Source organism: Klebsiella sp. FDAARGOS_511, from assembly GCF_003812845.1.
In the GTDB taxonomy this organism is placed as follows: domain Bacteria; phylum Pseudomonadota; class Gammaproteobacteria; order Enterobacterales; family Enterobacteriaceae; genus Klebsiella; species Klebsiella grimontii.
Genome location: NZ_CP033824.1, coordinates 535,034 through 547,474, shown reverse-complemented (window position 1 = coordinate 547,474; position 12,441 = coordinate 535,034). Strand labels below are relative to the sequence as shown.

Sequence of the window (12,441 nt, the reverse complement as noted above, 5' to 3'; positions counted from 1 at the left end):
TTGCTGAAATGTACTATGGATTTGACATTGGCGGCAGCAAGATAGCGCTGGGCGTATTTGATAAAGCGCGGCGGCTGCAGTGGGAAAAACGCGTCGCCACGCCGAAAGAGAGCTACGAAGCATTTTTGCAGGCCGTAAAGGAGCTGGTGCACGAAGCCGACCAGCGCTTCGGTTGCCAGGGCTCGGTGGGCATCGGTATTCCGGGAATGCCGGAAACCGAGGACGGCACGCTCTACGCCGCCAACGTGCCCGCCGCCAGCGGCAGGCGCCTGCGGGCCGATCTGAGCGATCGTCTGGCGCGCGACGTGCGCCTTGATAACGACGCCAACTGTTTTGCCCTTTCTGAAGCGTGGGATGACGAATTTACCCACTATCCGCTGGTGATGGGGATGATCCTCGGCACTGGCGTTGGCGGGGGGCTGGTGCTGAATGGAAAATCGATTACCGGGCATCGCTATATTACCGGCGAATTCGGCCATATCCGCTTGCCGGTGGATGCGCTGGAAGTCGTCGGCCGTGATTTTCCGCTTACGCGCTGCGGCTGCGGCCAGCTGGGCTGCATTGAAAACTACCTTTCCGGCCGCGGTTTTGCCTGGCTGTACGAACATTTTTACCAACAATCTTTAACCTCGCCGGAGATCGTCGCGCTCTGGCAGCAGGGCGACGCGAAGGCGCGCGAGCACGTCGAGCGCTATCTCGATCTGCTGGCGGTGTGTCTGGGCAATATTTTAACCATTGTCGATCCGGATCTGCTGGTGCTTGGCGGAGGATTGTCTAACTTTACTGCAATAACTGAAGGGCTGGCGCAGCGCCTGCCGCGACATCTGCTTCCCGTTGCCAGCGTGCCGCGTATTGAGCGCGCGCGTCATGGCGATGCCGGAGGTATGCGCGGTGCGGCCTTCCTTCATCTGACTCAATAACGACAGAGGTAGCTATGCAGTCGCGCCGCTTACATCGATTAAGCCGATTTCGCCGCAACAAGCGCCGGTTACGAGACCGTCTGCGCCAGCGGATTTTCTTCGGCGAAGATAAGGAGACCCCTGAAGCGATGGAAAAACCAAGAGTTGTGGTATTAACCGGCGCGGGCATCTCGGCGGAGTCGGGAATTAAAACCTTCCGCGCCGCTGATGGTCTGTGGGAAGAGCATCGGGTTGAGGATGTGGCGACGCCGGAAGGCTTCGCCCGCGACCCGGCGCTGGTGCAGGCGTTTTATAATGACCGCCGCCGCCAGCTGCAAGGCCCGGATATCGAGCCCAATGCCGCGCATCAGGCGCTGGCGCGGCTGGAAGAGGCGCTGGGCGACCATTTCCTGCTGGTGACCCAGAATATCGATAATCTGCATGAACGTGCGGGCAACCGTCGGGTGATACATATGCACGGCGAATTGCTGAAGGTGCGCTGCTCGTGGAGCGGGCAAGTGCTGGAGTGGACCGGCGATGTAACCGCTGAAGACAAATGCCATTGCTGCCAGTTCCCCGCGCCGCTGCGCCCGCACGTGGTGTGGTTCGGCGAGATGCCGCTGGATATGGATGAGATCTACCTGGCGCTGGCCGAGTGCGATATCTTTGTCGCCATCGGCACTTCCGGGCACGTTTATCCGGCGGCCGGCTTTGTCCACGAAGCGCGGCTGCAGGGCGCCCATACGGTTGAGCTCAACCTCGAGCCAAGCCAGGTGGGCAGTGAATTTGCCGAAAAACACTATGGCCTGGCTAGTGAAGTGGTGCCGCGCTTTGTGGAAAAGCTGCTTAAACAGCTGGCAGGATAAACGCAACCTCATCACTACAACGTTACGGAAAACAGGAGTGGCTATGGATAGCCCATTAGTAATATCAGCCGCGATATTTTTGGCCGCAGTGGGGGTTGGCCTGTGGAGTCAGTATTGCCTGCCCCGTCTTTCCGATAATCGAAATATCCTGTTTATTATTTGTTTTTTTCTCGGTCTCGGATCCACCGCTTCATGTCTGTTTCATCTGCTCTATCTACTGTTGGTCGGCCAGAGCGCACAGGGCGATGTTGCCACGTTCGGTACGCTTATTACGATAGCAGCATTGTGGAAGCCGCTGAACTATGTCACCGGCAAGGTGGATGACGCCGCAAATAAGCGTAAGGGAAAGCGGAAAGAGTAGGACTCTGGCGGGTAGTAAAAAGCCGCCCGCCGCATTTCACTCTCATTCAGAATGGCGAAAAGCTAAATTCAGCGTCGTTTACGCGTCCACAGCCAGGTGGCTACAAACGTACTGAAGCCTATCATTATCGCCCACAGGGGGACGATTTTATACAGGTAAAAGCCGCCGCTGCTGAAGTACAGGCATACCGCCTGATAAAAGAGGTTAGCTACCGTCATTGCCAGCGTGAACTTCAGCGCATAGCGCCAGCGGGTGGTGAAGCGGAAACACCATGTGAAGGCCATAAACGCCAGCACCCAGAAGAGAAAACCGAGCGGATGGCCGGGCAAATCGTCTTTGTAGGGCGCATCCGACGAAGCATACCAGGTGAGCGGTGGAGTGGGCTGCTGTAATAGCGCCGCCTGTAGTACGTCCAGCGCGGTATTGAGCCCCTGGAACCACAGACCATTCTGCCAGTAGGCGAGGGTGTGATTCTCAATGATTAAGGCCGCGTGACTGTCCCGTAGGCGTGATTGTGCTTTCGGGTCGCCAATCAGTTCAATCTGGCGGCTGTCGGTAGTGATAATCAGCAGCAGGAAGCCCTGATTTTCGTCAGCCAGTCGTTTTGCCGATTGCAGTAGTTGTGTTTTTTTCGCCTGCAAAAGGGTTTCTTGCGTGGTTAACAGAATAAACGGCGCGATCCCTGTTTGCTTTTTGAAACGCTCAGCGCGCTGGATAATGTCGCTCTTACTGGAGACCGTATTGGTAGTATCCGTAAAGTATCCTTCGATGTCAGGCGTTGACGCTGCGAAACCAGGATGAAATATCGAAAGACAGAACAATAGGGTAATTAACTTCCTCACTGGACTACCCTCCGTTTCTTTTTAGAGGAAGGGCGAATAAGCTGGCTACCCGCAGTAAAAATGATGCCAATAAGACCTAAAAAACCCCATTTAAAAAAATTCATCCACGGGCTATGGATCCTGGCCTGATGCGGTTGTCCAGGAGGGTAAATAACGTCGACGGTTTCTCCTTCACTGTTTTCATAAAGGGAATTTCCGAACTTTGATTTAAAAATGAGCGTGTAATCCGGCGTCGGGCGGAAGGCGACAACGGGACGCCAGGTGGCTTTGTTGCGTTTTGTCCCTTTGGCGTTGGGGTTGCTTCTGCGCAATTCGGTATCAACGATAATACCGGTGGTATGGATAACGTTGCTGGTAGAGCGATATTGATAATAAAAAATAGCGGCGGAGATGAGCATCATCACGATGCCAATGCTGAGGAAGATATAATAAAGGACTTTACCATCTTGTTTCATGTGTACTTATCCTTGTAACACATTAATACCCATCATACTTCAAGCTGCATCTTTGTTGGCTACCTGCACTTACCCCGGTCACGTACTGTTTGTACGCTCCCGGGGATGCGTTTAGTTGCCGCCGTGATGCAAATCGAATTATTTTGGGTATTCAACTTAACCGATGCCCGGCATGCTGGCGCGATTAACGACCCGCTTTCAGTTTCTGATAATACTCTTCATATAGGGTGCTGGCGCTGCCGACATCGTTCTGCCATTCGCCTTTCTGAATCGTTGCGGCGTCCGGGTAGAGCGATTTATCGTTGGCGACCTCCGGGCTCAGCATTTTACGCGCGGCCAGGTTTGGCGTCGGGTAGCCGATGGTTTCCGCTACCTGTTTGGCGATTTCCGGGCGCAGCAGGAAGTTGATCAGCTTCAGCGCGCCATCGACGTTTTTGGCGTTTGTCGGAATCGACAGGCTATCCATCCAGAAGATACCGCCTTCTTTCGGCCACACCACTTCCAGCGGCGTACCGGCCTGACGCGCGACCCACGCGGAGCCGTTCCATACCATGCCGAGGTTCACTTCGCCTTCCATATACGGGTTCGCCGGGTTATCCGAGTTGAACGCCGCGACGTTTGGCATTAGCTTTTTCAGCTCGTTATAGGCCGCCTCGATCTCTTTGGGGTCGGTGGTATTGCCGGAGTAACCCAGCTTACGCAGCGCTACCTGGAACACTTCGCGCGCGTCGTCGGTGAGCAGCAGGCTGCTCTTATACTCTGGTTTCCACAGATCCGCCCAGCTGGTGACGGTTTTGGGATCGATCTCGTCGCTATTGATGCCAATAGCCGTCGCGCCCCAGATGTACGGAATAGAGTAGTCGTTGTTGGGGTCGAACGGCTTGTTGAGCATTTCAGGGTCAAGATTGCTGAAGTTGCTCAGTTTGCTCTTGTCGATCTTCTGCAGCATGCCCTCTTTACGCATTTTGTCGACGAAGTAGGTGGAAGGCACGACCAGGTCGTAGGCGCCGTCCTTATAGGTTTTGAGCTTGGCGTACATGGTTTCATTCGATTCGTAGGTCGAATAGATAACCTTGATGCCGGTCTCTTTGGTGAACTGCTCCAGCAGCCCCGGCGGGACATACTCGGTCCAGTTGTAGAAATAGAGCGTTTTGCTATCGTCCGCATGCGCGGCGCTCATCCCGACTGCCAGAGCGCCCGCAGCGAGCAGGTGGCGTGACCATTTTTTCATTTTAACGTCCCCTGAGTTTTATCACGTGCAATTAACTGGCTGGCAATAACCATCACCAGCGACAGAACTAACAGAATGGTCGCCAGCGCGTTAACCTCTGGCGATACCCCAACTTTAACCATCGAATAAATCTTCAGCGGCAGGATCTCATAACCCGGCCCGGTGACGAACGAAGAAACCACCACATCATCCATCGACAGGGTAAAGCTCAGCAGCCACCCCGCGGCGACCGCGGGCAGCGCCAGCGGTAAAATGATTTTTCGCAGAATGGTCAATTCGCTGGCGCCAAGATCTTTTGCGGCCTCCAGCATGCGCACATCGAAGCCTTTCAGGCGCGAAAACACCGTGACCACCACGAAGGGGAGGCAGAAAGTGATATGCGAAAACAGCAGCGACCAGAATCCCAGTTGAATGCCGATCAGCATAAACAGCACCAGCAGCGAAATCGCCATCACGATATCCGGCGACATCATCACCACGAACAGCATCCCGCTGACGAACGGCTTGCCGCGAAAGCGATAGCGGTAGAGCGCTACGGCGGTCAGCGAGCCGATAAGGGTGGCGAAGGTGGCCGACAGCACCGCCATGGTCAGCGAGTGCTGCGCCGCCTGCAGCAGGCTATCGTTATTCATCAGCAGGCTATACCAGTTGGTGGTGAAGCCCTGCCAGTTGATGCCAAAGCGCGAACTGTTAAACGAATTAACGATCAGAATAATAATGGGGATGTAGAGATACGCGTAAATGGCGGTCATAAAGCCGCCGCGCAGCAGTCGACCAATCATTCCAGCTCCACCTTTTTATTCAATAAGCGCGCCGCGCGCCAGTAAATCAGCAGCATCAGGCCCATCACCAGCGTCAGCGTGATGCTGGTTGCCGCGCCGAACGGCCAGTCGCGAATGTTGAGGAACTGGCTCTTAATCACGTTGCCGATCAGCAGGTTCTTCGCGCCACCCATCAGGTCGGAAACGTAAAACAGCCCCATCGCCGGAAGCATCACCAGCAGGCAGCCGGCGATAATGCCCGGCATGGTCAGCGGAATGATGATGCGGATAAAGGTTTGCAGCTTACTGGCGCCAAGATCTCTCGCCGCTTCCAGCAGCGGGCGGTCGAGCTTCTCGATGCTGGAGTAGAGCGGCATCACCATAAACGGCAGCAGAATATAGACCAGGCCGATAATTACCGCCGAGGGGGTGTACATGATGCGCAGCGGCGTATCAATGACCCCCAGCCACAGCAAAAATTCGTTGAGATAGCCTTTGGTACTGAGGAAAATCTTCAGCCCGTAGATACGAATCAGCGAGTTGGTCCAGAACGGTACGATCAGCAGAAACAGCATCAGCGGGCGCACCTTCTCCGGCAGTCTCGCCAGGAACCAGGCGAAAGGGTAGCCGAGCGCAAGGCAGGCCAGCGTCGCCAGCAGCGCCATATTCAACGAATGCAGCAGCACGTCGTAGTAAAGCGGGTCGAGCAGGCGCGCGTAGTTATCCAGCGTAAAGACCAGCTTGACGAAGTTGGTATCGTCGCGGGTCAGGAAGCTGGTAGCGATGATCATCAGGTTGGGCAAAAAGACGAACAACACAAGCCAGCCCACGATGGTGGCGATCACCACATTCTGGAATTTACTGGTGTTCTTCATCGGCCAGCACAACCTCCCAGCTTTCTACCCAGTTAATGGCCATTTTCTGATCGAGAGAGTGGTCAAAATCAGGATCGTCTTCATTAAAAAATTCGCTGACCATCACCATTTTGCCGTTTTCCAGTTCAACCACCGATTCCAGCGTCATGCCCTTATAGTTGCGTTCGCGGATATAGCCTATCAGGCCATCGGCGTCATTACTGTGGTGGATCTCATCCACGCGCAGGTCTTCCGGACGCAGCAGAACGTTAAGCCGCTGGCCTTTTTCAACGGCGAAGCTGACGTAGATATTGCATTCGCGGCCTTCGACGCTGGCGCGCACCCGCTGCTCGTCGATCCGTTCGATAACCGTGGCATTGAAGATGTTGATTTCGCCGATAAAGCTGGCGACAAACAGGTTTTTCGGCTCTTCGTAGATTTCCCGCGGCGTGCCGTCCTGCTCAATTTTACCCTCGCGCATGACCACGATGCGGTCGGACATGGTCAGCGCCTCTTCCTGATCGTGGGTCACAAAGACGAAGGTGATGCCGAGCTTACGCTGCAGCGCCTTCAGCTCATTCTGCATCTGCTTGCGTAGTTTATAATCAAGCGCGGAGAGGGATTCATCAAGCAGCAGCAGGCGCGGTTTGTTGACTACCGCGCGGGCGATGGCGACGCGCTGCTGCTGGCCGCCGGAGAGCTGATGCGGTTTACGCTGGGCAAATGTTTCAAGCTGCACCATACGCAGGGCGTCGTGGACGCGGGGGGTAATTTCCGCGGCCGGGGTTTTCTGCATACGCAGGCCAAAGGCGACATTTTCAAACACCGTCATGTGCGGAAACAGCGCATAGCTTTGAAAGACGGTGTTAACGTGGCGGTTTTCCGCCGGGATATGGGTGATATCGTGATCTTCGAGATGGATTCGGCCGCTATCGACGCTTTCCAGGCCAGCGATAAGACGAAGAACGGTTGTTTTACCGCAGCCAGAGGGGCCAAGCAGGGTGAGAAACTCACCGTTGTTGATGGTCAGATTGAGGTCGGATATTACCGTTTTACCATCAAAGCTTTTGCGAATTCCCGCTAGCTGAACCAGCGGAGAACGCGAACGCGGTTGTGTATTCAATTTTTGACTCTGTCCCATGTAGACGCAGCGGAAAGCTTACCGATGCGGGGTTTGTGGTTAACCACCTTTGGTTTGACACATAAAATAATAAGGCCGAGCATTCTACGGCAAACGATTGTAATCGCCAATGATTGATGCGCCATGATGAGCTACCTTTACAACATTATCGTGCGAAATGTATTAAATTCTCATTTGCCGGGCTAAAAATGACCTGACGCAATATTTGTCTTTTCCGGCTTATCAATAATGTTGTCACAAAAGAAGAGGGTGGCTACATGGATAAATTGCTTGAGCGTTTTTTGCAGTACGTTTCTTTAGACACACAGTCGAAGCCTGGCGTGCGTCAGGTACCGAGCACGGAAGGTCAGTGGAAGCTGTTACGTCTGCTTCAGGCGCAGCTGCAAGAAATGGGACTGGTAAACGTGACGCTGAGTGAGAAAGGGACAGTCATGGGCACCCTGCCGGCTAACGTTGAGGGTGATATTCCGGCCGTTGGTTTTATTTCCCATGTCGATACGTCACCTGACTTCAGCGGTAAGAACGTCAATCCGCAGATCGTCGAAAACTACCGCGGCGGTGATATCGCTCTCGGTATTGGAGACGAGGTTCTCTCCCCGGTGATGTTCCCGGTGCTGCACCAGCTGCTCGGGCAGACGCTGATCACCACCGATGGCAAAACGCTGCTCGGCGCGGATGATAAAGCGGGCATCGCGGAAATCATGACCGCGCTGGCGATGCTAAAGGCGAAGAATATTCCACACGGCGATATCCGCGTCGCCTTTACGCCGGATGAAGAGGTGGGTAAAGGAGCGAAGCATTTTGATGTCTCGGCATTCGATGCGCGCTGGGCTTACACCGTCGACGGCGGCGGGGTGGGTGAACTGGAGTTCGAGAACTTTAACGCCGCCTCGGTGACGATTAAGATCGTGGGTAATAACGTTCATCCCGGCACGGCGAAAGGGGTGATGGTGAATGCCCTATCGCTAGCGACGCGCATTCATGCCGAGGTGCCTGCGGACGAAGCGCCCGAGACCACCGAAGGCTACGAGGGTTTCTACCATCTGGCTAGCATTAAAGGCACCGTCGATCGGGCAGATATGCACTACATCATCCGCGATTTCGACCGGAAGCAGTTTGAGGCTCGCAAGCGCAAGATGATGGAGATTGCCAAAAAGGTCGGCAAAGGGCTTCATCCGGATTGCTATATCGAGCTGGTGATTGAGGACAGCTATTACAATATGCATGAGAAGGTGATGGCGCACCCGCACGTCGTCGATATCGCCCGCCAGGCGATGGTGGATTGCGATATTGAACCGCAGTTGAAGCCGATTCGCGGCGGTACCGACGGCGCGCAGCTCTCCTTTATGGGCCTGCCATGCCCGAATTTGTTTACCGGTGGCTATAACTACCACGGTAAGCATGAGTTTGTGACGCTTGAAGGCATGGAGAAGGCGGTGCAGGTGATTGTACGCATTGCTGAGCTGACGGCGAAACGCGGCGCGTAAAGGTTCTAGAGCTACGGGCCCGGTGAGCTGGTGAAACTGACGGTACGGTAGGCAAATGCAGAATACCATCCTGTAGGCCCGGTAAGGCGTCAGCCGCCACCGGGCGAAACAGATGACTCAGTCCTCAAAGAACCAGTAGCCGCTGTTGACCAGCGCGGCCAGCAGGGCGAGGAAGGAGGGATCTTCCAGCGCATCGCCAAGATGCTCTGCGTTTAGCGTCAGGTGAGTCGCCAGAGCATCCAGCGCCGGGCGGTGCGGAGAGTTGATTTTCTCGCCGTTGACGAATACCTCGCCATCAATCCGCAGCACGCGCAGGCCGCCGAGCCGCGACAGCTTGTCCCCCTGCTGCAGCGCATCGTAAATTTCATCCGGCTGATACGGCGGCTCCGGCGGCGCGACGTCCAGTTCGTGACGGGACTGGGTGATAAACTCGCCAAACCACTGCTTAAAGTGCTCCGGCTGGTTAATCAGCCCCAGCATCATCTCGCGCAAACGATCCAGTTCAACCGGCAAAATGTCGGCAGGATGGTCGCGAGACGGTACGTCCGGATCGGCGTAGCGCTGGCTGCCCAGTTCACGCTGCAAAACGTAATCGGCAAAGCCGCTGAAGAGCTCACGGGCGTTTGGCGCGCGATAGCCGACCGAATAATTAAGCGAATTTTCCAGCGAGTAGCCTTCATGCGGGAATCCCGGCGGAATATACAGGATATCGCCCGGCTCCATCTCTTCATCAATAATGGCTTCAAACGGATCGACCTGCAGCAGGTCCGGATGCGGACAGTGCTGTTTCATCGGCACTTTTTCGCCCACGCGCCAGCGGCGGCGGCCGGTCCCCTGAATGATGAACACATCGTACTGGTCGAGATGCGGACCGACGCCGCCGCCGGGGACGGAAAACGAGATCATGAGATCGTCGATGCGCCAGTCAGGTAGGGCGCGGAATGGATGCATCAGCGCCGCCGTTGGCTGGTGCCAGTTATTAACCGCTTGTACCAGCAGCGACCAGTTATTCTCGCTCAGGTGATCGTAACTCTCAAAGGGGCCGTGGCTAACCTGCCATTTACCGTCCTGATGACTGACCAGGCGGCTGTCGACTTCGCTCTCCATCGCCAGTCCGGCCAGCTCGTCCGGGCTTAACGGATCGACGAAATTAGCAAAGCCCCGTTTCAGCACTACCGGGCGTTTTTGCCAGTAGCGTTCGATAAAGTCGGGCCAGTTAAGCGTTAATTGATAATCCATATTTATATTCCACAGCAGGTGTCTGATAGGGATTATAACGGATGCGGCACCAGCATGATGCAGGCGCCGTTAAAAAACTGATTGGTTTAGCTCTCTTTATCTTCGAGGGTCTGACGGCCAAAAATCACTTCCATGCAGGCACCGCCGAGAAGGCTGTCCTCGGCCAGGATACGTCCGTCGTACTGGGCAACGATATCGCGGGCAACCGAGAGGCCCACGCCCTGTCCGGGACGCAGCGTATCGGCGCGCTGGCCGCGATCGAACACCGCGCTGCGCATCGTTGCAGGGATCCCCGGGCCATCATCTTCAACCAGAATATGCAGATGGTTGTCGTTGGTCTGACGAACGGAGACTTCCACAAACTCCAGGCAATATTTGCAAGCGTTGTCGAGGACGTTGCCCATGACTTCCATAAAATCGTTCTTTTCGCCGACAAAGCTAATCTCCGGCGAGATATCCAGGGTAATGTTCACGCCTTTGCGCTGATAGACTTTGTTCAGCGCCGAGGTCAGGCTATCGAGCAGCGGAGCGATGGGGTGCAGTTCGCGGCTGAGCAGCGAACCACCGCTGCGCATGCTGGCGCGGTGCAGATAGTAGCCAATCTGCTGTGAGATGCGGCTAATCTGCTCCAGCATCACCGGTTCTGCTTCGTTGACGCTCAGTTTCTCGCCGCGCATAGAACGCAGAGTGCTCTGCATCACCGCGAGAGGGGTTTTCAGGCTGTGAGTGAGGTCGGTCAGCGTCGTGCGGTATTTATCATAGCGTTCGCGTTCGCTTTTTAGCAGGCGGTTGAGATTGCTGACCAGCCGCGTAAGCTCCCGGGTGGTGTTCGGGTTGAGCATCTCGCGGTGATGCTCCTCCAGTTCGCGTACCTCTTTGGCCAGCGATTCGATAGGGCGCAGGCTCCACCACGCCGCGACCCACAATAGCGGGATCACCAGCAGCAGGTTGGCCGCCAGGACGTAAATAAACCAGCTCCACACCATATAGGAGCGCTTCAGCTCCACCGGAATGGTGTCGACAACCACGATACTGAGCTGCGGCATGGTGCTGGTGGCCGGATAGATGTTGATCGCCACCGAGTGGGTCATCTCGGAGCTGTCGTCCTCTTCCCGGATGGCGTCCAGCTGCTGCTGAATCTCATGGTTGTTGTGCTGCAGCATACTGCTGCTGTCTACATCGGCCTCAATCTCATGAAAGCCATTATTTTTGAGCCAGTCAGGTTGAATGCGCTTGACCAGCCACGGTACATCGCGCTGCGCCCACAACAGCTGGCCGTGAGCGTCGTAAATCAGCGTTACCGTGGGGCTCTGCATATTGAGGTTTTCGGGAATATCAACTTCGATGGTGTTGTTTTCCCATTTTGCCAGCATATAGAACAGGTTGCTCTCGCCGCGCAGCAGGCGGAAGGTGGTTTTATCGAAGCTTACGCTATATCCCACCAGCGCGACCATGCCATAGGAAAGCGATAGCACCAGCACCACGGCTGCCGTTGCCAGCAGAAAGCGGACGCGCAACGACAGCGGCAAAATATGCCGCAGTAGCCCCTTCATCCGCGCAGTTCGAACAAATAGCCCTGGCCGCGCACGGTGGTAATCACATCCTGCGGATATTCAGCCTGTATTTTTTTGCGCAGTCGTCCCATCAGCACGTCGATAGTATGGCTTTCGCGCAGCTCGGCGTCGGGATAGAGCTGCAGCATCAGCGAATCTTTGCTGACCACTTTGCCCCGGTTACGGATCAGGGTTTCCATAATGGTGTATTCAAATGCCGTCAGCTTGATGGGTTGGTCGTTGACCGACAGCTCGCGACGCGACAGATCTACCTGGAAAGGGGGTATGGAGATGACCTGTGATGCCAGGCCGCTGTTACGCCGCAGCAGCGCCTGCATGCGGGCTGCGACCTCTTCGATATGGAACGGCTTAGTGACGTAATCATCCGCGCCAGCGCTCAGAACCTCGACTTTATCCTGCCAGCCCTCGCGCGCGGTCAGCACCAGCACCGGCACCGACACGTCGTGGCTGCGCCAGCGACGAATCAGCGAAAGACCATCTTCATCCGGCAGGCCAAGGTCGACGATGGCGATGTCCGGAACGTGTTCACCCAGATAGTAATCCGCTTCCTTTGCGTCTTCCGCCGCATCGACCTGATGTCCCAGCTCCTGCAGCTGAACTTTCAAGTGATGGCGCAGGAGAGCGTTATCCTCAACCACGAGTACGCGCATGCCCGTTCTCCATTTTATTTATGATTTGAATAGTTTAGCGCTTATTATACACCTTTAACATAAACAGCTGTTAAATAAAGA

13 protein-coding genes are annotated in these 12,441 nt (G+C 55.3%); 4 read left to right on the top strand and 9 right to left on the bottom strand.

Annotation, left to right across the window (positions count from 1 at the left end; translation table 11 throughout):
- Positions 1-8 precede the first annotated feature (8 nt).
- The 3 genes from nagK to EGY08_RS03800 are packed head-to-tail and all read left to right on the top strand — an operon-like array spanning position 9 to position 2,126.
- Complete coding sequence (gene nagK / locus EGY08_RS03810; protein ID WP_123828249.1) at positions 9-920, top strand: N-acetylglucosamine kinase; 912 nt, start codon at positions 9-11, stop codon at positions 918-920.
- Positions 921-934: 14 nt separating this feature from the next.
- Positions 935-1,765 carry a Sir2 family NAD+-dependent deacetylase gene (gene cobB, locus EGY08_RS03805; protein ID WP_004131435.1) on the top strand — a complete coding sequence of 277 codons (831 nt, stop codon included), beginning with the start codon at positions 935-937 and terminating at the stop codon, positions 1,763-1,765.
- A gap of 43 nt (positions 1,766-1,808) precedes the next feature.
- Positions 1,809-2,126, top strand: a complete 318-nt coding sequence (locus tag EGY08_RS03800) for a hypothetical protein (RefSeq protein ID WP_123828248.1) — start codon at positions 1,809-1,811, stop codon at positions 2,124-2,126.
- A 68-nt stretch (positions 2,127-2,194) separates the two neighbouring features.
- Here EGY08_RS03800 and EGY08_RS03795 read toward each other — a convergent pair whose 3' ends face one another.
- The 6 genes from EGY08_RS03795 to potA all read right to left on the bottom strand — a co-directional run bounded on the left by EGY08_RS03795 (position 2,195) and on the right by potA (position 7,410).
- Complete coding sequence (locus tag EGY08_RS03795) at positions 2,195-2,968, bottom strand: TPM domain-containing protein (protein ID WP_049112932.1); 774 nt, start codon at positions 2,966-2,968, stop codon at positions 2,195-2,197.
- Positions 2,965-3,423 (bottom strand): DUF3592 domain-containing protein, encoded by a 459-nt coding sequence (locus EGY08_RS03790; protein ID WP_049112933.1) that lies wholly within the window; start codon positions 3,421-3,423, stop codon positions 2,965-2,967. Before EGY08_RS03790 ends, EGY08_RS03795 begins: the two co-directional genes overlap by 4 nt.
- Before the next feature lie 184 nt (positions 3,424-3,607).
- Positions 3,608-4,654: a spermidine/putrescine ABC transporter substrate-binding protein PotD gene (gene potD, locus EGY08_RS03785; protein ID WP_123828247.1), complete on the bottom strand. Its 1,047-nt coding sequence runs from the start codon at positions 4,652-4,654 to the stop codon at positions 3,608-3,610.
- The gene (gene potC, locus EGY08_RS03780; RefSeq protein ID WP_004138360.1) at positions 4,651-5,436 is read right to left on the bottom strand and encodes a spermidine/putrescine ABC transporter permease PotC; all 786 of its coding nucleotides are present in this window, start codon (positions 5,434-5,436) and stop codon (positions 4,651-4,653) included. Before potC ends, potD begins: the two co-directional genes overlap by 4 nt.
- On the bottom strand, positions 5,433-6,290 hold the full coding sequence (gene potB, locus EGY08_RS03775; protein WP_004131456.1) for a spermidine/putrescine ABC transporter permease PotB: 858 nt from the start codon (positions 6,288-6,290) through the stop codon (positions 5,433-5,435). The genes potC and potB overlap by 4 nt, the downstream gene beginning before the upstream one ends.
- Complete coding sequence (gene potA, locus EGY08_RS03770) at positions 6,274-7,410, bottom strand: spermidine/putrescine ABC transporter ATP-binding protein PotA (protein WP_004131458.1); 1,137 nt, start codon at positions 7,408-7,410, stop codon at positions 6,274-6,276. Before potA ends, potB begins: the two co-directional genes overlap by 17 nt.
- A gap of 257 nt (positions 7,411-7,667) precedes the next feature.
- Between potA and pepT the strand changes: the two genes are divergently transcribed.
- On the top strand, positions 7,668-8,897 hold the full coding sequence (gene pepT, locus EGY08_RS03765; RefSeq protein WP_087829290.1) for a peptidase T: 1,230 nt from the start codon (positions 7,668-7,670) through the stop codon (positions 8,895-8,897).
- A gap of 117 nt (positions 8,898-9,014) precedes the next feature.
- On the opposite strand, the gene EGY08_RS03760 is transcribed toward pepT, so the two are convergent.
- From EGY08_RS03760 to phoP, 3 genes are all read right to left on the bottom strand, one after another.
- Positions 9,015-10,136 (bottom strand): cupin domain-containing protein, encoded by a 1,122-nt coding sequence (locus EGY08_RS03760; RefSeq protein ID WP_004131462.1) that lies wholly within the window; start codon positions 10,134-10,136, stop codon positions 9,015-9,017.
- A gap of 86 nt (positions 10,137-10,222) precedes the next feature.
- Entirely contained in the window at positions 10,223-11,689 is a 1,467-nt protein-coding gene (gene phoQ, locus EGY08_RS03755) for a two-component system sensor histidine kinase PhoQ (RefSeq protein WP_004131465.1), read from the bottom strand.
- Entirely contained in the window at positions 11,686-12,360 is a 675-nt protein-coding gene (gene phoP, locus EGY08_RS03750) for a two-component system response regulator PhoP (RefSeq protein ID WP_004101181.1), read from the bottom strand. Before phoP ends, phoQ begins: the two co-directional genes overlap by 4 nt.
- Positions 12,361-12,441 lie beyond the last annotated feature (81 nt).

Coding starts and splice junctions, on each gene's coding strand:
- nagK (WP_123828249.1), top strand. CDS start 9: ATGTACTATGGATTTGACATTGGCGGCAGCAAGATAGCGCTGGGCGTA.
- cobB (WP_004131435.1), top strand. CDS start 935: ATGCAGTCGCGCCGCTTACATCGATTAAGCCGATTTCGCCGCAACAAG.
- EGY08_RS03800 (WP_123828248.1), top strand. CDS start 1,809: ATGGATAGCCCATTAGTAATATCAGCCGCGATATTTTTGGCCGCAGTG.
- EGY08_RS03790 (WP_049112933.1), bottom strand. CDS start 3,423: ATGAAACAAGATGGTAAAGTCCTTTATTATATCTTCCTCAGCATTGGC.
- potD (WP_123828247.1), bottom strand. CDS start 4,654: ATGAAAAAATGGTCACGCCACCTGCTCGCTGCGGGCGCTCTGGCAGTC.
- potC (WP_004138360.1), bottom strand. CDS start 5,436: ATGATTGGTCGACTGCTGCGCGGCGGCTTTATGACCGCCATTTACGCG.
- potB (WP_004131456.1), bottom strand. CDS start 6,290: ATGAAGAACACCAGTAAATTCCAGAATGTGGTGATCGCCACCATCGTG.
- potA (WP_004131458.1), bottom strand. CDS start 7,410: ATGGGACAGAGTCAAAAATTGAATACACAACCGCGTTCGCGTTCTCCG.
- pepT (WP_087829290.1), top strand. CDS start 7,668: ATGGATAAATTGCTTGAGCGTTTTTTGCAGTACGTTTCTTTAGACACA.
- EGY08_RS03760 (WP_004131462.1), bottom strand. CDS start 10,136: ATGGATTATCAATTAACGCTTAACTGGCCCGACTTTATCGAACGCTAC.
- phoQ (WP_004131465.1), bottom strand. CDS start 11,689: ATGAAGGGGCTACTGCGGCATATTTTGCCGCTGTCGTTGCGCGTCCGC.
- phoP (WP_004101181.1), bottom strand. CDS start 12,360: ATGCGCGTACTCGTGGTTGAGGATAACGCTCTCCTGCGCCATCACTTG.